The 20636-nt window shown below is 51.3% G+C and carries 21 protein-coding genes and 1 riboswitch; of the genes, 18 read left to right on the forward strand and 3 right to left on the reverse strand.

The features are described 5' to 3' along the window. Window positions 1-10: 10 nt before the first annotated feature. The 13 genes from gspD to cysQ all read left to right on the forward strand — a co-directional run bounded on the left by gspD (window position 11) and on the right by cysQ (window position 11891). Window positions 11-2032: a type II secretion system secretin GspD gene (gene gspD / locus L4D79_RS26385; RefSeq protein WP_428656094.1), complete on the forward strand. Its 2022-nt coding sequence runs from the start codon at window positions 11-13 to the stop codon at window positions 2030-2032. Between the two features lie 8 nt (window positions 2033-2040). Next, window positions 2041-3534 carry a type II secretion system ATPase GspE gene (gspE, locus tag L4D79_RS26390; protein WP_428656097.1) on the forward strand — a complete coding sequence of 498 codons (1494 nt, stop codon included), beginning with the start codon at window positions 2041-2043 and terminating at the stop codon, window positions 3532-3534. A gap of 3 nt (window positions 3535-3537) precedes the next feature. Further along, window positions 3538-4758 carry a type II secretion system inner membrane protein GspF gene (gene gspF / locus L4D79_RS26395; RefSeq protein ID WP_428656100.1) on the forward strand — a complete coding sequence of 407 codons (1221 nt, stop codon included), beginning with the start codon at window positions 3538-3540 and terminating at the stop codon, window positions 4756-4758. An 18-nt stretch (window positions 4759-4776) separates the two neighbouring features. After that, window positions 4777-5211, forward strand: coding sequence for a type II secretion system major pseudopilin GspG (gene gspG, locus L4D79_RS26400; RefSeq protein WP_255041650.1), 435 nt, complete (start codon window positions 4777-4779; stop codon window positions 5209-5211). Window positions 5212-5220: 9 nt separating this feature from the next. Beyond that, window positions 5221-5808, forward strand: coding sequence for a type II secretion system minor pseudopilin GspH (gene gspH / locus L4D79_RS26405; protein WP_428656147.1), 588 nt, complete (start codon window positions 5221-5223; stop codon window positions 5806-5808). After that, window positions 5808-6185 carry a type II secretion system minor pseudopilin GspI gene (gspI, locus tag L4D79_RS26410; RefSeq protein WP_428656104.1) on the forward strand — a complete coding sequence of 126 codons (378 nt, stop codon included), beginning with the start codon at window positions 5808-5810 and terminating at the stop codon, window positions 6183-6185. Before gspH ends, gspI begins: the two co-directional genes overlap by 1 nt. Then, a complete protein-coding gene (gspJ, locus tag L4D79_RS26415; protein WP_428656107.1) occupies window positions 6172-6843 on the forward strand; it encodes a type II secretion system minor pseudopilin GspJ in 672 nt (223 codons plus the stop codon). The genes gspI and gspJ overlap by 14 nt, the downstream gene beginning before the upstream one ends. Further along, a complete protein-coding gene (gene gspK / locus L4D79_RS26420) occupies window positions 6836-7861 on the forward strand; it encodes a type II secretion system minor pseudopilin GspK (protein WP_428656109.1) in 1026 nt (341 codons plus the stop codon). The genes gspJ and gspK overlap by 8 nt, the downstream gene beginning before the upstream one ends. Continuing rightward, window positions 7830-9116 carry a type II secretion system protein GspL gene (gene gspL, locus L4D79_RS26425; RefSeq protein ID WP_428656111.1) on the forward strand — a complete coding sequence of 429 codons (1287 nt, stop codon included), beginning with the start codon at window positions 7830-7832 and terminating at the stop codon, window positions 9114-9116. The genes gspK and gspL overlap by 32 nt, the downstream gene beginning before the upstream one ends. Continuing rightward, on the forward strand, window positions 9113-9589 hold the full coding sequence (locus tag L4D79_RS26430; protein ID WP_428656113.1) for a type II secretion system protein M: 477 nt from the start codon (window positions 9113-9115) through the stop codon (window positions 9587-9589). The genes gspL and L4D79_RS26430 overlap by 4 nt, the downstream gene beginning before the upstream one ends. A gap of 2 nt (window positions 9590-9591) precedes the next feature. Continuing rightward, on the forward strand, window positions 9592-10350 hold the full coding sequence (locus L4D79_RS26435) for a type II secretion system protein N (protein WP_428656115.1): 759 nt from the start codon (window positions 9592-9594) through the stop codon (window positions 10348-10350). 144 nt (window positions 10351-10494) lie between these two features. Next, window positions 10495-11046, forward strand: coding sequence for an ADP compounds hydrolase NudE (nudE, locus tag L4D79_RS26440; protein WP_428656117.1), 552 nt, complete (start codon window positions 10495-10497; stop codon window positions 11044-11046). 8 nt (window positions 11047-11054) lie between these two features. Continuing rightward, window positions 11055-11891 (forward strand): 3'(2'),5'-bisphosphate nucleotidase CysQ, encoded by an 837-nt coding sequence (gene cysQ, locus L4D79_RS26445; RefSeq protein WP_428656119.1) that lies wholly within the window; start codon window positions 11055-11057, stop codon window positions 11889-11891. A 50-nt stretch (window positions 11892-11941) separates the two neighbouring features. Here the strand turns inward: cysQ and sthA are convergent, their stop codons facing one another. Further along, window positions 11942-13357 carry a Si-specific NAD(P)(+) transhydrogenase gene (gene sthA, locus L4D79_RS26450; protein ID WP_428656121.1) on the reverse strand — a complete coding sequence of 472 codons (1416 nt, stop codon included), beginning with the start codon at window positions 13355-13357 and terminating at the stop codon, window positions 11942-11944. Between the two features lie 317 nt (window positions 13358-13674). Here sthA and fabR point away from each other — a divergent pair, with 317 nt between their 5' ends. Together fabR and L4D79_RS26460 are read left to right on the forward strand one after the other, a co-directional pair. Continuing rightward, a complete protein-coding gene (gene fabR, locus L4D79_RS26455; RefSeq protein WP_428656123.1) occupies window positions 13675-14307 on the forward strand; it encodes an HTH-type transcriptional repressor FabR in 633 nt (210 codons plus the stop codon). A gap of 23 nt (window positions 14308-14330) precedes the next feature. After that, complete coding sequence (locus L4D79_RS26460) at window positions 14331-14702, forward strand: YijD family membrane protein (RefSeq protein WP_428656125.1); 372 nt, start codon at window positions 14331-14333, stop codon at window positions 14700-14702. A gap of 64 nt (window positions 14703-14766) precedes the next feature. Here the strand turns inward: L4D79_RS26460 and trmA are convergent, their stop codons facing one another. Further along, window positions 14767-15873, reverse strand: a complete 1107-nt coding sequence (gene trmA, locus L4D79_RS26465; RefSeq protein ID WP_428656127.1) for a tRNA (uridine(54)-C5)-methyltransferase TrmA — start codon at window positions 15871-15873, stop codon at window positions 14767-14769. Between the two features lie 146 nt (window positions 15874-16019). Then, window positions 16020-16245: riboswitch (cobalamin riboswitch) on the forward strand. Between the two features lie 39 nt (window positions 16246-16284). Here trmA and L4D79_RS26470 point away from each other — a divergent pair. The 3 genes from L4D79_RS26470 to murI all read left to right on the forward strand — a co-directional run bounded on the left by L4D79_RS26470 (window position 16285) and on the right by murI (window position 19712). Then, window positions 16285-18132 (forward strand): TonB-dependent receptor domain-containing protein, encoded by a 1848-nt coding sequence (locus L4D79_RS26470; protein ID WP_428656129.1) that lies wholly within the window; start codon window positions 16285-16287, stop codon window positions 18130-18132. A gap of 50 nt (window positions 18133-18182) precedes the next feature. Continuing rightward, on the forward strand, window positions 18183-18845 hold the full coding sequence (locus L4D79_RS26475; RefSeq protein WP_428656131.1) for a Dph6-related ATP pyrophosphatase: 663 nt from the start codon (window positions 18183-18185) through the stop codon (window positions 18843-18845). A 75-nt stretch (window positions 18846-18920) separates the two neighbouring features. After that, window positions 18921-19712 (forward strand): glutamate racemase, encoded by a 792-nt coding sequence (gene murI / locus L4D79_RS26480; protein ID WP_428656133.1) that lies wholly within the window; start codon window positions 18921-18923, stop codon window positions 19710-19712. Here the strand turns inward: murI and L4D79_RS26485 are convergent. Beyond that, window positions 19684-20133, reverse strand: a complete 450-nt coding sequence (locus L4D79_RS26485; RefSeq protein ID WP_428656135.1) for an RNA recognition motif domain-containing protein — start codon at window positions 20131-20133, stop codon at window positions 19684-19686. The two genes, murI and L4D79_RS26485, sit on opposite strands and share 29 nt — an antisense overlap. Between the last annotated feature and the right edge of the window lie 503 nt (window positions 20134-20636).

The following is a 20636-nucleotide window of genomic DNA, read 5'->3' on the forward strand; positions in this document are numbered from 1 at the left end:
GGAGTTTTTTGTGAAAAAATGGATGGGTAAAAGCGCCCTCTGGTTATTAGGCAGTTTGATGTGCAGCTCTGCACTGGCAAGCGAGTTTAGTGCCAGCTTCAAGGGAACAGACATTCAGGAATTTATTAACATCGTCGGGCGGAACCTGCAGAAAACCATCATCGTGGATCCGGCGGTGCGTGGTCAGGTTAATGTTCGCAGTTATGACTTGCTCAATGATGAGCAGTACTACCAGTTTTTCCTGAATGTGCTCGAAGTCTATGGCTTTGCCGTGGTGGAAATGGACAACGGTGTGCTCAAGGTCGTCCGTGATAAAGACGCTAAGATCTCAGCTATCCCTGTGGTGGGTGATGACAGCAACATCACTGGCGATCAGGTTGTGACGCGCGTTATTGCGGTTCGTAACGTGTCGGTTCGTGAGCTGTCGCCACTGCTGCGCCAGCTCAACGATAATGCTGGTGCCGGTAACGTGGTGCACTATGACCCCGCCAATATCATTATGATCACTGGTCGCGCGGCGACCGTGAACCGTTTGGCTGAAATCATCGAGCGGGTTGACCGTGCCGGTGACAAAGAGATCGATGTGGTCGAACTGCGTAATGCGTCGGCTGCCGAGATGGTCCGTATTGTTGAAGCACTGAACAAAACTGTCGATGCAAAATCGACTCCGGGATTTCTGCAGCCGAAACTGGTGGCCGATGACCGTACCAACTCAGTATTGCTTTCGGGCGATCCGCAGGTGCGTGACCGGCTGCGCCGCCTGATCCGACAGCTGGACGTCGAGATGGCCTCGTCGGGTAACAACCGGGTGGTTTACCTCAAATACGCCAATGCCGAAGAGATGGTCGATGTCCTTACGGGTGTATCCGATAACCTACAAGCTGAAAAGCAGGGTGGCGCAAAAACAACGGCCAGTAGTAGCAAATCGGCAGTGATGATATCGGCTCACACTGATACCAACTCGCTGATTTTGACTGCGCCGCCAGATATCATGCGTGCACTGGAAAATATCATTGCCCAGCTGGATATCCGCCGTGCCCAGGTACTGATTGAAGCGATGATTGTCGAGCTTGCCGAGGGTGACGGGGTGAACTTTGGTGTGCAATGGGGAACCACTGATGGTGGGGTGATCCAGTTTGGTAACTCCGGTGTGCCAATCTCCCAGTATGCGATAGGTTTGGAAGAAGCTCAGGAAACGACGCGAACAGAGAACTACGTTGATGCAAATGGCCAAGATCAGGTTAGAACCATTACCGAAGATGGTGATTTCAGTACCTTGGCTTCTGTTCTTGGCGGGGTGAATGGTGCAGCGTTGGGGATCGTGATGGGTGACTGGACTATGCTGGTCAATGCTGTTGCCTCAGACCGTAATTCCAATATCCTGTCATCGCCAAGTATTACCGTCATGGACAATGGCGAAGCCTCGTTTATTGTCGGTGAGGAAGTTCCGGTCGTGACCGGTTCGACGTCGAGCTCTAACAATGATAATCCGTTCCAGACCGTCGAGCGTAAGGAAGTGGGTATCAAACTGAATGTGACACCTCAAATCAACGAAGGGGACTCGGTCCAGCTGAAAATTGAGCAGGAAGTGTCTAACGTGCTGGGGGCCGATGGTGCCGTCGATGTGCGTTTCTCCAAGCGTCAGCTCACCACCAACGTATTGATTCAAGACGGTCAGATGCTGGCGTTGGGTGGCCTTATTCAAGAACAGACCAATGAGAGCGAGCAGAAGATCCCAATTTTGGGTGATATCCCGATTCTGGGGCACTTGTTCAAATCGACTAACACCACCACGGCGAAAACCAACCTGATGGTGTTTATCAAGCCAACGATTATCCGCGACGGGGTGACGGCGGATGGTATTACCCAGCGTAAGTACAATTACATCCGTGCCGAGCAGTTATTCAAAGCGGATCAGGGCTTGCGCTTGATGCCGGAAGCTGAACTGCCGGTGCTGCCTAAATATGGCGAAGATATTTCGTTGCCGCCAGAGGTCCGCGCCTTTGTTGCCCAGTTGGAGGGCAAACAGTAATGCATGATATGAGCCAGGAACAGGAGAAGCAGCCGCTGTTCCGGCTGCCTTTCTCTTTTGCCAGGCGCCACCGGGTGGTGCTTGAAGCTTTGGATCAGGACGTCGCGCTGTATTACAGCGGTCAGATCTCTGGTTCGGTACTGGCGGAAATCCGCCGGGTGGCAGGTGGCAGTTTTGTCCCCCATCCATTGGAAGATAAAGCGTTTGAGCTCAAGTTGACCGAGGCGTACCAACGTGACTCCTCCGAAGCCCGCCAGTTGATGGAAGATCTCGGCTCGGACAGCGATGACTTCTTCGCGTTGGCCGAAGAGCTGCCAGAAACAGAGGATTTGCTGGAATCGGAAGACGACGCACCGATCATCAAGCTGATCAACGCCATGTTGGCCGAAGCGATCAAAGAGGCGGCCTCGGATATTCATATCGAGACGTTCGAGAAAGTGCTGTCCATCCGCTTCCGAGTCGATGGCGTGCTGCGTGAGGTGTTGCAGCCAAGCCGTAAACTGGCGCCGTTGCTGGTATCGCGTATCAAGGTTATGGCCCGTTTGGATATTGCCGAGAAGCGGGTCCCGCAGGATGGCCGTATTTCGTTGCGTATCGGTGGCCGTGCGGTGGATGTGCGTGTATCAACCATGCCGTCTTCCCATGGCGAACGGGTGGTACTGCGTCTTCTCGACAAGAACGCGACCCGGTTGGATCTCTACAGCCTGGGGATGACCGAAGCCAACCATGCCAATTTCCGTCATATTATCGACCGCCCACACGGTATTATTCTGGTGACCGGCCCGACGGGCTCGGGTAAGTCGACCACCTTGTATGCTGGCCTGCAGGAGCTTAACGGCAAAGAGCGCAATATCCTGACGGTTGAAGATCCGATTGAATTTGATATCGACGGTATCGGCCAGACCCAGGTTAACCCGAAAGTCGATATGACCTTTGCCCGTGGCCTGCGTGCAATCTTGCGTCAGGACCCCGATGTGGTGATGGTCGGTGAGATCCGTGACCTTGAAACCGCATCTATTGCGGTACAGGCGTCATTGACCGGTCACATGGTAATGTCGACCTTGCACACCAATACCGCTGTGGGGGCCATTACCCGATTGCGGGATATGGGGATTGAACCTTTCTTGGTCTCTTCCTCCCTGCTCGGGGTGCTGGCCCAGCGCTTGGTCCGGACCCTTTGTCCGACCTGCCGTGAACCGTATGAAGCTGATATCGAGCAGAAGAAACTGTTTGGTATACCGGCAGAAGAGAGCTTGACCCTGTACCGCGCCAAAGGCTGTGAAGCCTGTAACAACAAAGGTTACCGCGGTCGAACCGGTATCCATGAACTGTTGATGATTGATGATCAGGTACAGGAGTTGATCCACGGTGAAGCCGGTGAAATGGCGATTGAAAAAGCCATTCGGGCCCATACGCCAAGTATTCGAGATGATGGCTTGTCCAAAGTAAAAGTCGGTATTACTACCCTTGAGGAAGTGATGCGGGTTACCAAGGAGGGCTAACCGATGGCGGCGTTTGAATACAAAGCCCTGGATGCCAAAGGGCGCCAGAAGAAAGGGGTCCTCGAAGGGGATACTGCGCGGCAAATTCGCCAGCAGCTCCGTGAGCAGGGGATGATCCCGGTTGAAGTAGTGCAGACCCGCGAGCGCGAGAAGAAAAAAGCCAGTGGCGGTTTTCAGCTACGCCGGGGGATCAGTACCACTGAACTGTCACTGATCACCCGTCAGCTGGCGACGCTGGTACAGGCATCCATGCCTCTTGAGGAGTGCCTTAAGGCGGTGGCGGAGCAGAGCGAAAAGCCACGGCTGAAAAATATGCTGCTGGCCGTACGTTCCCGGGTGGTCGAGGGGTATACCCTATCGGACTCACTGGCGGAATATCCGCATATCTTCGACCAACTGTTTCGTGCCATGGTGGCGGCAGGTGAGAAATCTGGCCATTTAGATACCGTGTTGAACCGCTTGGCGGATTACACCGAGAATCGTCAGAAAATGCGCAGCAAGCTGCAGCAGGCGATGATCTATCCTACCATGCTGACCTTGATTGCGATTGCCGTGGTCGCCTTTTTGCTGGCAACGGTAGTACCGAAGATTGTCGATCAGTTTGTCCAGATGGGACAGAAGTTGCCGACCATTACCGAAATCTTGCTGGCCGCCAGTGATTTTGTCCAGAACTGGGGCTTGGTGGTATTGCTGGTGATTGCAGCAGTGGTGATGCTGCTCAAGATGGCCCTCAAGCGGCCGGATTTCCGGCTTAAGTGGGACCGCTGGGTCATGCGCTTGCCGGTCATTGGCAAGGTGGCCCGGGGTCTAAGCACATCACGCTTTGCCCGGACATTGTCTATCTGTACCTCGAGTGCCATCCCGCTGTTAGAAGGCATGAAAGTTGCCTCGGATGTGATGACTAACACCTGGGTTAACCAGCAGATCCGCGAAGCGGCGGACAAGGTGCGTGAAGGTTCGAGCCTGCGGGTCTCGTTGGAGCAGACCAAAATCTTTCCCCCGATGATGCTTCACATGATAGCCAGTGGTGAGCGCAGTGGGGAACTCGAGCAGATGCTCACCCGTGCTGCTGACAACCAGGATCGGGACTTCGAGTCGCTGGTAAATATGGCTCTCGGGATTTTTGAACCCTTATTGATCGTCGCGATGGCTGGCATCGTGATGTTTATTGTTATTGCTACCCTTATGCCGATCATTGCTTTGAACAACATGGTCGGAATGTAATTTTTGGAGGTTTTCTCAATGCAACGCAAACAACGCGGCTTTACGCTGCTGGAAGTCATGGTCGTGATCGTTATCCTTGGGGTATTGGCCAGCTTGGTGGTACCTAACCTGTTAGGTAACAAGGAAAAAGCGGATCAGCAAAAAGTCGTGACTGATATCAGTGCGTTAGAGCAGTCATTGGATATGTACAAATTGGATAACAGCGTGTACCCAACCACGGATCAGGGCCTTGAGGCGTTGGTGAGCATGCCGTCATCCAGCCCGGAGCCGCGCAACTACCGTGATGGTGGTTATATTCGTCGTTTGCCTAACGACCCTTGGGGTAACCCATACCAGTACGTGATGCCGGGTGAGCACGGAGCTGTTGATATTTTCAGCCTGGGTGCAGATGGTCAGGAAGGCGGTGAGGGTATCAATACTGATATCGGTAACTGGAACATGCTGGATTTCTAAGTTGTGATGATAAGTAAGCGTGCAGCGGGTTTTACCCTGATTGAGATACTGCTGGTACTGGTGCTGTTGGCAACCAGTGCGGTGGCAGTTATTGTCGCCTTGCCCGAGAGCAAGGAGGATAAAGTCAGGGAGGAAGCTGCGCGCTTTCACTACCTCGTCCAGTTACTGGGTGAGGATGCTCTGCTCAACGGCTACGACTACGGTGTCAGGGTGGAGCGTAACCGATACCAGTTTCTTCAGCTAACCAGTCAAGACTGGCAGCCATTGGAATCTTCTAAGTTCTTCACCGAAGTGGAGATGCCCGAAGAGATCCGTTTGGCTGTCGAAATAGGTAGCTACTCCTGGCAGGACAAGGATCGCTTGTTCAAGCCCGGCTCGCTGTTTAACGAAGACTTGTTTGCTGAGCAAACTGATAAAGACAAGATAAAACCACCCCAGGTGGTAGTGATGGCCAGTGGAGAATACACCCCTTTTACATTGGAGTTTGAAGTGACGGGCGAAAACCAGTTTTGGCGGGTACAGGCCGATGAATTGGGCCAGTTGTTCCTGTTGCCGCCGGGTGAGACTATCGCCACCGTGCAGGAGCAAACCCAGTAGTGAAACACCCATTGATATCCCGACGCGATCGGGGGATGACATTACTCGAAGTACTGGTGGCGCTGGCGGTGTTTGCCACGGCGGCACTCAGTGTGATGAAAGCGGTCAGCCAGCACCTCAATACCCTGGGTTACCTGGAGGAAAAAACGTTTGCCGCGATAGTGGCCGACAATGAAATGGCCAAGCAACGATTGTCCGGCGAAATCCCAACGACCGCCAAGCGAGGCAAGTCAGAGCTGGCTGGGCGGGAGTGGTATTGGACCATACAGAGTACCCGTACAGCAGATGGTTTCCTACGGGCACTGGATGTTACGGTTGCTACGGATGAAGCGCGCAAGAAGTCGGTGGTGTCACTGAGAACTTATGTTGAGAATTAAATCTACTTCACGCCAGCGTATGCCGTATCAGAACAAGGTGAAACAAGCGGGTTTTACCTTACTTGAAGTGCTGGTGGCCATTGCCGTATTTGCCATGCTGAGTCTGTCGGCCTATCAGGTGATGAACGGTGTGCAGCGTAGTGATGAACAGTCGCGTGAGCACAGTGAGCGACTCAAGGATATCCAGCGGGCGATAGTCATGATGGACAATGATTTCCGTCAGGTGGTCGCCCGAAAGGTTCGCAATCAGGGTGAGACGGTCAGCGACAGGATATTCCAGAGCAGTGAATACCTGCTTGATTCGTCGAGCTACGGCATTTTGTTCACCCGGAGCGGTTGGCAGAACCCGCAGCAGATGTTCCCGCGTGGAGAGAACGTTAAAGTCGGCTACCGGATCGTCGATGAGCAGTTGGAGCGGGTCTGGTTCCGCTACCCGGATAGTGTGGTCGGTACTGAAGCTTTGGTCAGGGCCATTTTGCCCGGGGTTGAGGAGATGTCATTCCGGTTCTACAGCGACAAGAAGTGGTTGGAAACCTGGGATAAGCCAGCGGCTTTGCCTGAAGGGGTAATGATCAAGCTGACGCTTGAAGATTACGGCGATATTGAGCGGGTGTATATGCTGCCGACCTCGGCGCTAGAGGCGGGTGATGATGAATAATTACACTCCGATTAAGCAGCAGCGTGGTGTGGCCTTGATTGTCGTTCTGTTGCTGTTATCAATGATGACCTTGTTGGCGGTGCAGATGACCGAACGGTTACACCTCAATTTTTACCGGGTCGAAAATCAAATCCAGAACCAGCAGGCCTATTGGTTCGCGCAGGGGATGGAAGAATTGGCCAAGGTGGCAATCAAGCAAGGGATTGATGATAGCGATACAGTCAACCTGAGTCAGGCTTGGGCCACACAGGGCCAACGTTATCCGCTGGAGGGCGGTGAGGCCATCGGCGATATTATTGATCGTCAGGCATGTTTTAATCTCAATGCCTTATCGGGGGTACAGCCGACAACTGGAAGCAGTACCAAGCCCTACATCGTGACTGTACTACAGACCTTGATTGAAGAAACCGGTGTCGAAAGCTATGACGCCGAAGTGGTTGCCGATTCGGTGTGGGAATACGTCGACACGGATGAAAAGGTCAATGCTGCCTTTGGCGCTGGCGACAGCACCTATGAAGGTTTCCGTCCGCCTTATCTCCCCCCACGAGATTGGATGGCCGACGCCAGTGAGTTGCGGGCCGTGAACGGCGTGACGGCGGCTATTTTTGACAAGGTGCGCCATCAGGTATGTGCTATTCCGACCACCACGTTGGCGATTAATGTCAATACGCTTTTCGAGCAGCAGGCGCCTATCTTGGTCGCATTGTTCTCACCACGGCTATCGCTGTCTGATGCTCAGAAGTTGATAGCCGATCGGCCGTATGATGGTTGGGAAAATGTTGATGATTTTCTCGGTGAATCTCAGCTGGCCAGTGTCGATGCCACGATAAAAGATCAGGCCAAGGAATTCTTGGCGATCAGCAGTGATTATTTTCAGATGGATACCGAGGTATTGGTCGATCGGTCTAGGGTGAGGCTCGTGGCCTTGCTCAAACGAGATAGTGAAGACACGGTGACGGTAGTGCGTCGCCGTTATGGAGGAATTAGTGAGCGAATGTCTGACAATCAGGCTAAGTAGCCGTGCTGATCAGCCGGTGCAATGGCTTGTCTGGTCGCCACAACAAAAAGAAGTTATTGCATCGGGCCAGCTTGAGGCGATCAGCCAGCTGAGCGAGATTGCCGATTATGCCAGTCAGCGCGTTGTCTATGCGTTGATGCCAGCGGGTGATGTGCTGCTGACCGAGGTCTCCATTCCGGCTGGTAGTAGCCGACAGCTGTCTGCAGTACTGCCGTTCCTGCTGGAAGAAGATCTGGCACAGGATGTGGACAGCTTGCATGTTCACCTTCTTCAGAAAAGCGGTGATCTAGCCCAGGTGGCGGTGGTTGAGCATAAGAAAGTCGCACTATGGCAGGCGGCGCTGGAAGATGCCGGTATTGAAATCAAAGCATTGCTCCCTGACTGCTTGTGTCTGCCGTTGTTTGACCATAGCTTTACCGCCGCTGAGATCGATGGCATGTGGTTGATCCGCCAGTCGGAATCCTTGGGGATTGGGGCTGAACGTGCTTGGTTAGCCCCCTGGCTTGAGTCACAAAGAGTTACGGGCGAGCCAGACGTGGATGCGGATAGCACAGAGACTGATACGGTAGAGGCGGAAGACAAGCCTGAGTCGGGTGAAACAGCGTCAAGTGATGAGCTTGTGGTGCATTATTATACCCCGGCCCCTGAAAATATGCCGGGCCAATGGGTAGCGGAAACGCCTGAGTTGGTGATGCAGCTGCTGGCACAGGGAGCCGCCGAGAGCAAGGTGAATTTGCTCTCAGGTCAATACAAGCAACAGCCGGCGTGGCGTAAGTACATCAAGCCATGGCGCAAGGTGGCTATTGCCGCTGGACTACTGATGGCTGTGATGGTGGCAGAGCATGTTATTTCGGTGCAGGCGATGGAGCAGCAAGCGCTGACCTACAAAGCCGAGAGTGAGCGTATTTTCCGCCAGGTACTGCCTCAGTTCCAGCGTGTGCCGTCGCAGAGCTACCTCAAACGACAAATGAACAGTGAGTTGACCCGGCTGGGTGGCGGAGGCAGTACGGAAGGCATCTTATATTGGTTGGCGGAACTACAACCATCATTGGCCAAGGTCTCGCAGTTATCGGTTCAGAACTTCCGCTATGATCAGAACCGCAATGAAATGCGCTTTCAGGCGGTAGCCTCTGAATTCCAGCATTTCGAGCAGCTGAGAACCATGCTGGATGATGACTTCGAGGTAGAACTCGGCCAGTTGAACCGTGAGGGGAACCAGGTAACCGGTGCCATCGTGCTAAGGAGAAAGTCATGAACGCGTGGTGGAAAGGGTTGAGCCAGCGGGAGCAGAAATTGGTCTTGGGCGGGGGAGCAGCCCTGGTCGTTGCCGTTCTCTACTGGGGAATATGGCAACCGATGGCAACGTCCGCGGATAATACCGAGCGTCGCCTGCAGAGTGAACGCCAGCTACTAAGCTGGGTTAAAACCAAGGCTGATGAAATCCTGTCGTTGCGTGGTACTAGCGGTTCGACAGGCTCGGTGAGCGATAAAGGGTTGAACCAGGTGGTCAATGAAACGACTCGCCAGTTCAATATTGAATTGATCCGGATGCAGCCGCGTAGTGAATCTGTTCAGGTGTGGGTGCAGCCGTTGCCTTTTAATACCCTGATCAACTGGCTGGCATTCCTGCGTGATGAGCACGGTATTGATGCCCAATTCTTGGATGTGTCGAAAGCCGATCGTACTGGTGTGGTCGAAGTTAACCGCTTGCAGTTAGGGCGGGGGTAAGTGTGAAGTATAAGTTATTACTGGGTGCCTCGTTTGGCGCGGTATTGGTGGGCAGCCTGGTGGCACATATTCCGGCAAGCTGGGTATGGCAGCAAGCACCGAATGTCCAGGGGCTGGATATTTCGGGGATCCGGGGAACGCCTTGGCAGGGATCGGCCAGCCAGATCCGCTGGCAGGGTAAGAATTACGGCCGGGTGCAGTGGGATATGCAAATATTCTCCCTGCTGACCGGCAAGCTGAAGTTGGATGTCCGGTTCGGTCAGGGCAGTGAGATGAACCTGCAGGGACGGGGGCTAGTGGGCTATGCCAGTAGCGGGCCGTTTGCCGAGAACCTGTTGGTTTCGATGCCTGCCAGCGAAGTGATCAAGTTCTCACCGACCGCCTTGCCGGTATTGGTCAATGGCAACCTCGAGCTGACGTTGCGGGATTACCGGTTTGAAGCGCCATACTGTGCCCAGTTAGACGGCGCGCTGGCGTGGTCGGCGGCGCAGGTGTCTTCACCTCTAGGATCGTTAGATCCCGGTCCGGTCATTGCCGATTTAGCCTGTGAGCAAGGTAAGTTGGTGGCTGATGTCTCCCAGTCTTCTGATGATGTAGCCAGTGAGTGGCAGGTATCCCTTGCTCCAGGTAACAACTATTCGTTGTCGGGTTGGTTCAAGCCGGGGGCTCAGTTCCCTCCTCAACTCGGTCAGCAGCTCAAGTGGCTGGGCAACCCCGATCCTAAGGGGCAGTACAAAATTTCCTACAACGGACGGCTCTAAACGTCATACCCGACTTTGTTAGTCGGGTTAACGTTTTCCTCACAAATTACTTTATTTCCTTCGCGGCATGCCATTAAATAGCAGTTATTGTCTTGGTTGCCGCGTCGTTTGCGGTAATCCGCTTTCCCAGGAATAGGACATTACATGGCTGCGGAACACAACAAACCCGAAATTTTGGCAACAGAAGTCGTTGCCCAATCCCGACTGTTCAAGATTGAGTCACTTGATCTACGGTTTTCCAATGGCGTAGAGCGCACTTATGAACGAATGAAACCCTCGGGACGTCACGCAGTGCTGGTTGTGCCTGTGTCAGAGCAAGGTGATTTACTGTTGATCCGGGAATATTCCGCAGGGACCGAGCGCTATGAGCTGGGGTTCCCCAAGGGTTTGATTGATCAAGGTGAATCGGCTTCTGAAGCGGCAAACCGTGAGCTGAAAGAAGAGATAGGCTTCGGGGCGAATGACTTGCAACCGCTCAAGGAAGTGGTGCTGGCACCGTCGTACTTCTCCAGTAAGATGACCTTGTTCTTGGCCCAGGGGCTTTATCCGGAAAAGCTCGAAGGTGATGAGCCTGAGCCATTGCAGATCGTCCGCTGGCCGCTTAGCCAAGCTGAAGAACTGCTGCATCATTTGGACTTTGCCGAGGCGAGAAGCATTACGGCCCTGTTCCTTGCCCTCAAACAACTTGGAAAATAGGAGCGCATATGGATTTATCTAACCTGTTGCCACAAGTTATCGATATTGCCCGATCGTCGGGTCAGGTGATCCTGGATATCTATCAGCGCGGCCAGTTTGAAAAGCAAATTAAGAGTGACAATACGCCGGTAACCAGTGCCGACTTGGCAGCACATAAGCTGGTGGTCCAGCGTTTATCTGAGCTTACCCCGGATATACCGGTGCTGTCGGAAGAAGATGCGGATGTTCCGCTGACAGAGCGTGCCGAGTGGCAGCGTTACTGGCTAGTGGATCCGCTGGATGGCACGCAGGAGTTCATTGCCGGTAGCGGAGATTTTGCTACGATTATAGCGCTAGTGGATAACAACACCCCGATCATGGGCGTGGTGTACGCGCCGGTATCGGGTGTGGTGTATTACGCCTATCACGGTAAAGGGGCGTGGAAAACCACCCCGGAAGGCGAAACGGTACGTATTTCTACCCATAAGCATGAACTACCTACCCAGTCGATTGCCGTTGCGATCAGCCGTCGCCAAGACATCGGTGCGATCACCAGCCGGTTAGATCCGGCGCTGAATTATGATTTGGTGCCACTTGGCTCAGCGGCGCTTAAGTCGTGTCTGGTTGCGGAAGGAGCGGTCGACTGCTATCTGCGCCTTGGCCCAACCGGCGAGTGGGATACGGCGGCAACCCAGTGTATTGTCGAAGAGGCCGGTGGGCGGATCCTAAATACCCACTTGACCCCCTTGTCTTACAATGAGCGTGATACGCTGGAAAACCCAAACTTTATTACCCTCGGTGATGAGAGTTTGCCGTGGTCATCGATTCTGACTCCGGATAACCGGCTGATGGATATCAGTGACTAGTAAACAAAAACGGAGCCTACGGCTCCGTTTTTCGTTCAATGAACTCTCGCTCAAAACAGGCGATTGAGGCCGTTGAGTGCTGCAACCCGGAAGGCTTCGGCCATGGTCGGGTAGTTGAAAGTGGTATTGACGAAGTAGTTGATATTATTCCCTTCCCCTTTTTGCTCCATGATCGCCTGGCCGATGTGGATGATCTCGGCGGCACGTTCACCGAAGCAGTGGATCCCGAGGATCTCTTTTGTTTCGCGGTGGAATAGGATCTTCAAGCTGCCTACTTCGGTCCCGGCGATCTGTGCCCGGGCCAAGTGTTTGAATTGCGATCGACCCACCTCGTAAGGGACTTTTTCGGCCGTCAACTCCTGCTCTGTTTTACCCACCGAGCTGATTTCCGGAATGGTGTAGATCCCCGTTGGAATATGGTCGATGAGCTGGCCTTCTGCCGCACCGTTGGCAATCGCCTGGGCAACAAAACGGCCTTGGTCATAGGCAGCACTGGCAAGGCTTGGGTAACCAATCACATCACCCACGGCATAGATATGCTCGATATCGGTACAGTAGTTTTGGTTAACCTTCAATTGGCCACGGGAGTCCGGCGTCAGGCCGACTTTGTCCAAGCTGAGTTTGTCGGTATTGCCGGTACGCCCGTTGGCATAGAGTAAGCAGTCGGCGCGCATTTTCTTGCCGGATTTCAGGTGCAGTATTACCCCATCCTCTGTGCCTTCTATCTGGTCGAAGACTTCGCCATTGCGGATCATCACTCCGCTATTCCAGAAGTGGTAGGACAGAGAATCGGAAATTTCGTTGTCGAGAAATTCCAGCAGCCGATCCCGGGTGTTGATCAGATCGACTTTGACACCCAGCCCGCGAAATATCGAGGCGTATTCGCTGCCGATGACGCCGGCACCATAGATAATGATATGGCGGGGATCATGTTTGAGCTGCAAGATGGAATCGCTGTCGTAGATCCGGTTGTGGGTGAAATCGACATCGCTCGGCTGATAAGGGCGTGAACCGGTAGCGATGACAAACTTGTCGGCACTGTAATGCTCTCGGCTACCATCGGGCTTTTTCACCATCACGCTATGGCTGCCGGTGAAACAGGCTTCGCCGAAAATGATGGAGCACTGATTACGATCGTAAAAGCCCTGGCGCATTCGGGTCTGCTTGTTGACCACTTCCTCGGCATGGCCAAGGATCTGGCTGAAGGTGCTGTGCAAGGTTGAGTTGTTCTTGCAGTAGAGTGGATTTTGGTTGTATTCGATGATCCGGCTGACAGCATGGCGTAGCGCTTTGGAAGGAATGGTTCCCCAGTGGGTACAACCGCCACCAACACTGTCTTCACGTTCAATGATGGCGACATTGAAACCGGCTTTGGTCAGCCCCATGGCCGCCCCTTCGCCACCTGGACCACTGCCAATGATGATGGCATCAAAGTGTTGGGTTGAAGAGTGTTTGCTTTTCGTCATGTTTGGCCTTGTTTATCATCCTGGCAACATTGCTATCGCGTTATTTTAACTTCTTCTAAAGCAAGGTAGAATTAACGTTCTGCGATAGGGAGCGGAGGATCACGTTGCCGGGATAACTTTTCAGTAAAACTTGGAGGTCGGTGGCGGTTTTGGTTGTCCCCTTGTTGGTGGTGGAGTTTGTGAGCTACTAGAAAAACTGGCAAGAACGGCTTTGATTAAGCGCCAGTCAGGATTTACTATGTTTTGATGGCAGTGAAAAAGCGCGTATAGTGACTATCAATGTGACGCAAGATAATTCAAAGAGAAACAAAAACCCCATGGGAATCAGGGCTCAGCAGAAAGAGAAAACCCGCCGTTCACTGATTGATGCTGCCTTCAATCAGCTAAGTGCTGAACGTAGCTTTTCTAATTTAAGCTTGCGGGAAGTGGCCAGAGAGGCTGGTATTGCACCGACCTCGTTTTATCGCCACTTTAAAGATATGGATGAGCTTGGCCTGACAATGGTCGATGAAGGCGGTTTGATTCTTCGCCAGCTGATGCGCCAGGCTCGTCAGCGTATTGCTGAAGAGGGCAGTGTGATCCGTACCTCGGTGGAAACCTTTATGGAGTTTATCGAGAGCAGTCCGAACGTATTCCGTTTGTTACTGCGTGAGCGCTCGGGCACCTCGCCAGCATTTCGTGCCGCCGTTGCCCGAGAGATCCAGCATTTTGTCGCGGAACTTACTGAATATCTCGTGGCCAAAACCGGTGTGACCCATGAAGAAGCATTTACCCAGGCAGAAGCGTCGGTGACTCTGGTCTTCAGTTCGGGCGCAGAGGCGCTGGATTTGGACAACCATGCTCGCGCAGAGCATGCAGAAAGATTGATTCTGCAATTGAGAATGATTGCAAAGGGTGCTTATTGGTACCGCAAAGAGCGTGAGCGCAGAGAGCTCAGGCAAAAACTCTAACTTTATTATGTTGGTGAAAGGATATGAACAAGGAACAAACTAAAGCTGAACGCAAAACGCTGGTGTTGTCATTGCTGGCTGGCCTATGTGGTAACGCCACACTGGCAGTGTTTACCTCAAGCGCGGTGGCGTTTTCTATCTTCCCTGTGATTGCATTTGCTATGGCGCTGTACTGCTTGTATCAGGAGTACTTGAGCAAGCCTATGGCCGAAGGCACCCCTGCGATTGCATTCGCCTGTTTCCTCGTGGGCGCATTTGGCTATTCAGCATTTGTCCGCGCTCAGGTGCCGGATATGGGTTCAAACTTCCTGCCTCTGATCCTAGCGTTGGGCCTTCTGTTCTGGGTTGCTTACAAGTTAGGTATCATGACACCAAAAGCACAAACGGAAGCATAACTGCTGCTGATGTGACATAAAGAAAAAGGCGCCGATTGGCGCCTTTTTTAGTTTTTGATTGAGGTTATTTTCGCTCTAGCAGTACACCGGCTTCCATATGGTGGGTATACGGGAATTGGTCAAACAGGGCAAACCGGGTGATGCGGTGTGTCTCTGATAAGATATCTAGGTTCTCTTTCAGCGTATCCGGGTTACATGAGATGTACATGATACGGTCGTAACCCTGCACCATGCGGCAGGTGCCTTCATCCATACCTGAACGAGGTGGATCGACGAAAATTGTGTTGCAGTTGTAACTCTGCAGGTCGATATTTTGATCTTTCAGGCGACGGAACTCACGACGCCCTTCCATTGCATCGGTAAAGTCTTCGGCTGACATACGGATGATCTGGACATTGTCGATATTGTTCACGGCAATATTGTACTGGGCAGAATCAACAGAAGGCTTGGCTAGCTCAGTGGCCAATACGCGTTCGAAGTTCTGGGCAAGGGCCAGTGAAAAGTTACCGTTGCCACAGTACAGCTCAAGCAGATCGCCTTGGCTTTCTTGGGTACAGTCAACCGCCCATTCAAGCATTTTCTGGGCCACTTCACCATTCGGCTGGGTAAAGCTGTTTTCCACTTGCTTGTACGTTAGTACGCGGTCGTTAACCTGCAGCTTCTCGATAACAAACTCTTGGTCTAGCACAACCTTCTGCTTGCGCGCACGGCCGATAAAGTTCAGCTTGAAGCCTTCGTCATTCAGGCGTTGCTTCAGTGCTGCGGCTTCTTTCTCCCACTCGGCATCTAGCTGGCGATGGTATAGCAAGGAAACCAGAATCTCGCCGCTAAGGGTAGATAGGAAATCGACTTGGAATAGCTTGTGGCGTAGGGCTTTCACCGGTTTTAGTGCATCAACCAAAAGCGGCATAAGATCGTTGATCAGACGGCTGGCTGCCGGGAACTGATCTACGCGATACTTCTCTCGTGTCTCTTGGTTGAACATGACGTAGTAAAGATCTTCACCTTCATGCCAGACACGGAACTCGGCACGCATACGGTAGTGTTCGGCAGGAGAGGCAAACACCTCAAGCTCAGGTGTATCAAAATCGGCAAAGATATTTTGAATACGCGCTGCTTTTTCATCTAGCTGTGGTTGGTACTCAGCTGGATTGATAGTGGTGGATGCCATAGAGGTTGCCTCAAACTGCTCAAAATAAGAGCGCCAGATTTTATTGTATTGTTGCCCGATGTCCAGTGTTGTACCGGATAAAATCGTGAATCAACCGTTATTTTGCGCTCAAAGCAATAACAACTAGACATTAAGATGTAGGATAATTAGCATGCAATTGCGCTGGTTAGCCTGCTTGCAGGCTGGGGAACACGGTGAAATTCCGTGACTGACGCGCAGCGGTGATAGAGAACGAAAGCACATGGACGTTAAGTTCCGAACACTGCTTCTACAATCTGTGCAATGCAGATGCCTGAAGTGGGAAGTTGTTGCCTAGGTGGCCGTCCGGCCAAGCTCTTAAGTCCGAAGACCGACCAGTGTACCGAGCCAAGCAGTGGCTCAGGAATGAACGCGACTTAAGGTATCTAAATAATGAAAAAAACGCTTTTAGCAGTGGCGTTGGCACCTCTGTGCCTGCCGTCTATGGTTTTCGCCGAGACTTCTTCTGATGAAGTGATGGTCGTGACCGCCAACCGATTTGAGCAATCTGTCAAAAATGTGATTGCCCCTGTCTCTGTTGTTACCAAAGAAGAGATTGATGCCATTCAAGCCAAGTCCATGGCTGAGGTACTTCGCCGCTTGCCGGGTGTGCAGGTGGTATCTGGAGGTTATGGTCAAAATACAGAAGTGTATGTTCGCGGTACGACCTCACGTCATCTATTAGTGATGATCAATGGTGTTCGAATTGGCAGTGCGACGCTGGGTAGTGCTGACTTTAGCCAAATCCCTTTGACGGGGATTGAACGTATCGAGTTTATCCGAGGTTCAAGAGCGGCACTTTATGGTTCTGATGCGGTAGGTGGCGTACTGAATATTATTACGGCTTATCAACCGGGCGAGACGTTGGCAGAGGTTAATGCTGGAGCGGGCAGTGATGGCTATTACCAGTTAGGAGGCTCAGTTGCTGGGGCGCTAGGTCAAAATAGTTGGGGTAAAATTGCCCTCAAGGGTGAAAAGGCTGACGGATTTTCTGCCCGTCAGGATCCGTATGAGCAAGATGATGACGGTTTCAAGAACAGTAACATCGTGGCTGAAATTGGTACCCAGCTAAATGACAACTGGAAACTCAGTCTTCAAGGTTACTATCATGACGGTGAAAGTGAATACGATGATGGCTATTTCGACTTTGCAACGGGAGACTTCATTTCAACCCCTAATGCTCAAACGGAGTCATCATTGTATAACGTGGCTGCCAAGGCGGGTTACACCAATGATAACTTCATCAGTGAGTTAACTGTTGCGCAGAACCAAGATGAAGCACGTAACTTCAGTGATATAAGTGCAGGCAGTAAGATCAAAACCAAGCGCGATGTAGTAAATTGGCAAAACTACTACCAATTGAACTCTGAGCTGGAATTCGGCGGTGGCGTTGAGTGGTATCGCGATTCGGTATCCAATAGTACGACTGTTCTCTCGCAAGATGAGCGTGACAATACTGCGCTGTATTTTACCTCTATTTACCGTAACGAGGCGGGTTTGCAGCTAGAGGGTAGCGTCAGGACTGATGATAATGACAGTTATGGTCGTAATAATACCTGGCAGGCCGCAGCCGCTTATTCTTTCCTGAAAAACTATCAGATTTCGGCCAATGTTGGCACCGCATTTAAGGCACCAACATTCAATGATCTGTATTGGCCTGACTCCGGTAACCCGGACCTTCAGCCAGAAGAGTCGACCAACTATGAGGTGTCATTGTCTGGCTCACATCAGTTGTTAGACTGGCGAGTTACTGCTTATCAATCTGACATCGATCAGCTCATTGCATGGGCGCCGATTGATCCCGATAACCCATTTAGCGACTGGATCCCGATGAATGTGGATGAAGCGCAGATCAAGGGACTTGAGCTAACCGCAGGATTCAATACGGGGCCGCTCTACCACGATATTAGTTATGACTATTTGGATGCTGAAGATAGCAGCACCAAAAAACAATTGATCCGCCGTTCTAAGCATAACGCGAAATGGAATGTCTCCTATTTGCTTGACCAATGGCAGTTTGATGTCAGTGCGCTATACAAAGGTGAGAGCTACGATGATGCAGCCAATACTAAAAGTTTGGATGCTTATACCTTGGTTGATTTGGCAGCAAGCTATTACTGGAACGACAACCTAATCCTACGTGGACGAGTCGCTAATTTGTTCGACGAAGATTATGTCGCGAAAGAAACTTATAACGTCCAAGAGCGTAGCTACTACGCAACTGTGACCTACCAGTTCTAACTATACCCAAAGCCACCTGCTGGTGGCTTTTTTTATGGAGCCGTACTCTCATGAGTCCATTGAAAACAATTGTTAGCTGGTCTTCCGGTAAAGACTCAACCCTCACGCTTATTCGCCTGCTGGAAGATCCCCGCTATGACGTAGTGGGTCTCTATACCACCTATGTTAAAGATGAAGTCCCTTTCCAAGCCACCCCATTAGAGGTGGTTCGTGCTCAGGCTGCCTTAACCGGCCTACCATTGGTGGAAATCCCCTTGCCAGAGGTGTTTCCTGCGAATGATGTATACCAATCGTTGGTCATTGAAGGATTACGCAAGAGCTGTTTAGGGGTAGAGGCTGTGGCCTTTGGTGATATGTTCTGCAATGGCATTGCCGATTATCGCCGCAGTTATATCGAACCTGCGGGTTGGCAATGTGTCTTCCCGTTGATGGGAGAAGCAAGCTCCGCGCTGGCTAACGAAATACTTCAGCGGGGTATCCGAACACTGCTAACCACGATTGATACCAGTCAGCTTGATGGGCGCTTCTGCGGTCAGTGGTATAGCCATGCCCTTATTGATTCGCTACCTGCAGGGGTTGACCCGTGCGGTGAAGATGGTGAGTTTCACACTTTAGTGATTGAGGCTCCATGCTTTAGTGGGGTATTGAACATTGGGTTAACGGAGATAGACAAACAGAGCCGCTTTCATTACCAGCGCTATTGTCTAACTTAAAAATAACCGTGGTTATTTTGGTGAAGCCTTAAATTCGCAGTATGATGATGCCCCTTGTGAGTGACACGACAGAGAATGAGAGTGAAGCGGGTACTGATTTTTGATTCCGGTGTTGGTGGACTTTCCGTATATCAGGAAATATACGCACAACTGCCTAACGTGCAATATATCTATGCATTCGATGATGCAGCTTTTCCCTATGGCGAATTGCCTGAAGAAGAGCTTATAGAGCGAACCCGCCATATTGTCTCTCTGTTAGTCGAGCGTCATTTTATCGATTTAGTCGTGGTTGCCTGTAATACCGCCAGTACGATTGTGCTCCCCACATTACGTGATTGCTTATCTATCCCAGTTGTTGGTGTGGTTCCAGCAATAAAGCCGGCGGCAATGCTTAGCCAGCGAAAGGTGATTGGTTTACTGGCAACGCCAGCGACGGTGCAGCGCGAATATACCGACCTGCTCATTAGCCAGTTTGCCAGTCATTGTGAAGTGTTAAGAATGGGATCAACACGTTTGGTTGAAATGGCGGAACAAAAACTTCGTGGCCAGCCGATTTCTATGACCGAGCTTGAAGGCATTTTGTCACTATGGCGAGGGAAGGTGGATTGTGTGGTATTGGGATGCACCCATTTTCCGTTAATTAAAGATGAAATCATTGAAGCCATCAAAGGAGATGTGATTATTGTTGACTCTGGGCGGGCGATAGCAAATAGAGTGAAGGACTTGCTGGGGGAAGTAACAGTAATCAGTAATGGGCCTAACCTGACATACAATAGTGCCGCTGGTAATAACACAGCGGCACTCAATAAAAGTTTGGCGGAAATGAAACTAGCGCCAGTTAGGACTCTTCAGTATCCCCGGCCTTAGGCTCATTGGCTTCACGGACTTTCAAGGTGCGTTGGCCATATTCTTTATCATTTAACTGGGCAATCGCATTGTCAGCATCGTTGCTGCTCATAACAACAAAGCCAAATCCACGCCTTTTTCCTGTTCGTTTATCTTTCATTAAGCGAACAGCAAAGACTTCACCATGTTCAGAGAATAACTTCTTTACTTCACTTTCATTAGCCCGATAAGGCAGGTTGCCAACGTAAAGCGTTTTACTGGCGTGGGCTGTGTTTGGTTCTGCAGATGAGGATTGAGTTGGGATAAGTGGCAGGATAAAAGCAGTACAAATCGCTCCAAGTGCAAAGGCAATACCGGGGTAGATGGGGAGAAAACTAAATACTAAGCCCCCAACAATGGCGATTGCGAGAATCGGTTTTAGAGATTGATTGGATAATTTCATAAGTTAACTACATCGTCATAAGAAAAAAGAAGAAGGCGTTATGGTTATTTTAACAACAAAGTCACATTGATATTACTTTCATTGACTTGTAATTGCTAGCTAGCGAGTGTGACGGCCCTCTAATGTTGAAATTAGAGGCGTTTATCTCACATTAGTAGAAATAATCGCCGGGTGGAATTTTTTTTAAAGAAAACCCTTGTCAGAGTGATTCAAGTCTCTATAATGCCGCCTCACTGACACGGAGAACGGCAACTTAAGCCGCTAACCAGTCAGTATTGTTCTTTAACAATTTGACCATGCAATCTGTGTGGGCACTCGTGAAATGATAGTCAACAAAAGAATTATCAATGAAACTGAGTGACCAATACAAATAGTAAGTTTACTTATTATTTGGCACAGTCAATTCAATCATTACTTCGGTAATGGTTTAACAGTATTTCATTGAGCCAAAACTTTAATTGAAGAGTTTGATCATGGCTCAGATTGAACGCTGGCGGCAGGCC

Source organism: Photobacterium satsumensis (assembly GCF_050336935.1).
GTDB lineage: Bacteria > Pseudomonadota > Gammaproteobacteria > Enterobacterales > Vibrionaceae > Photobacterium > Photobacterium satsumensis.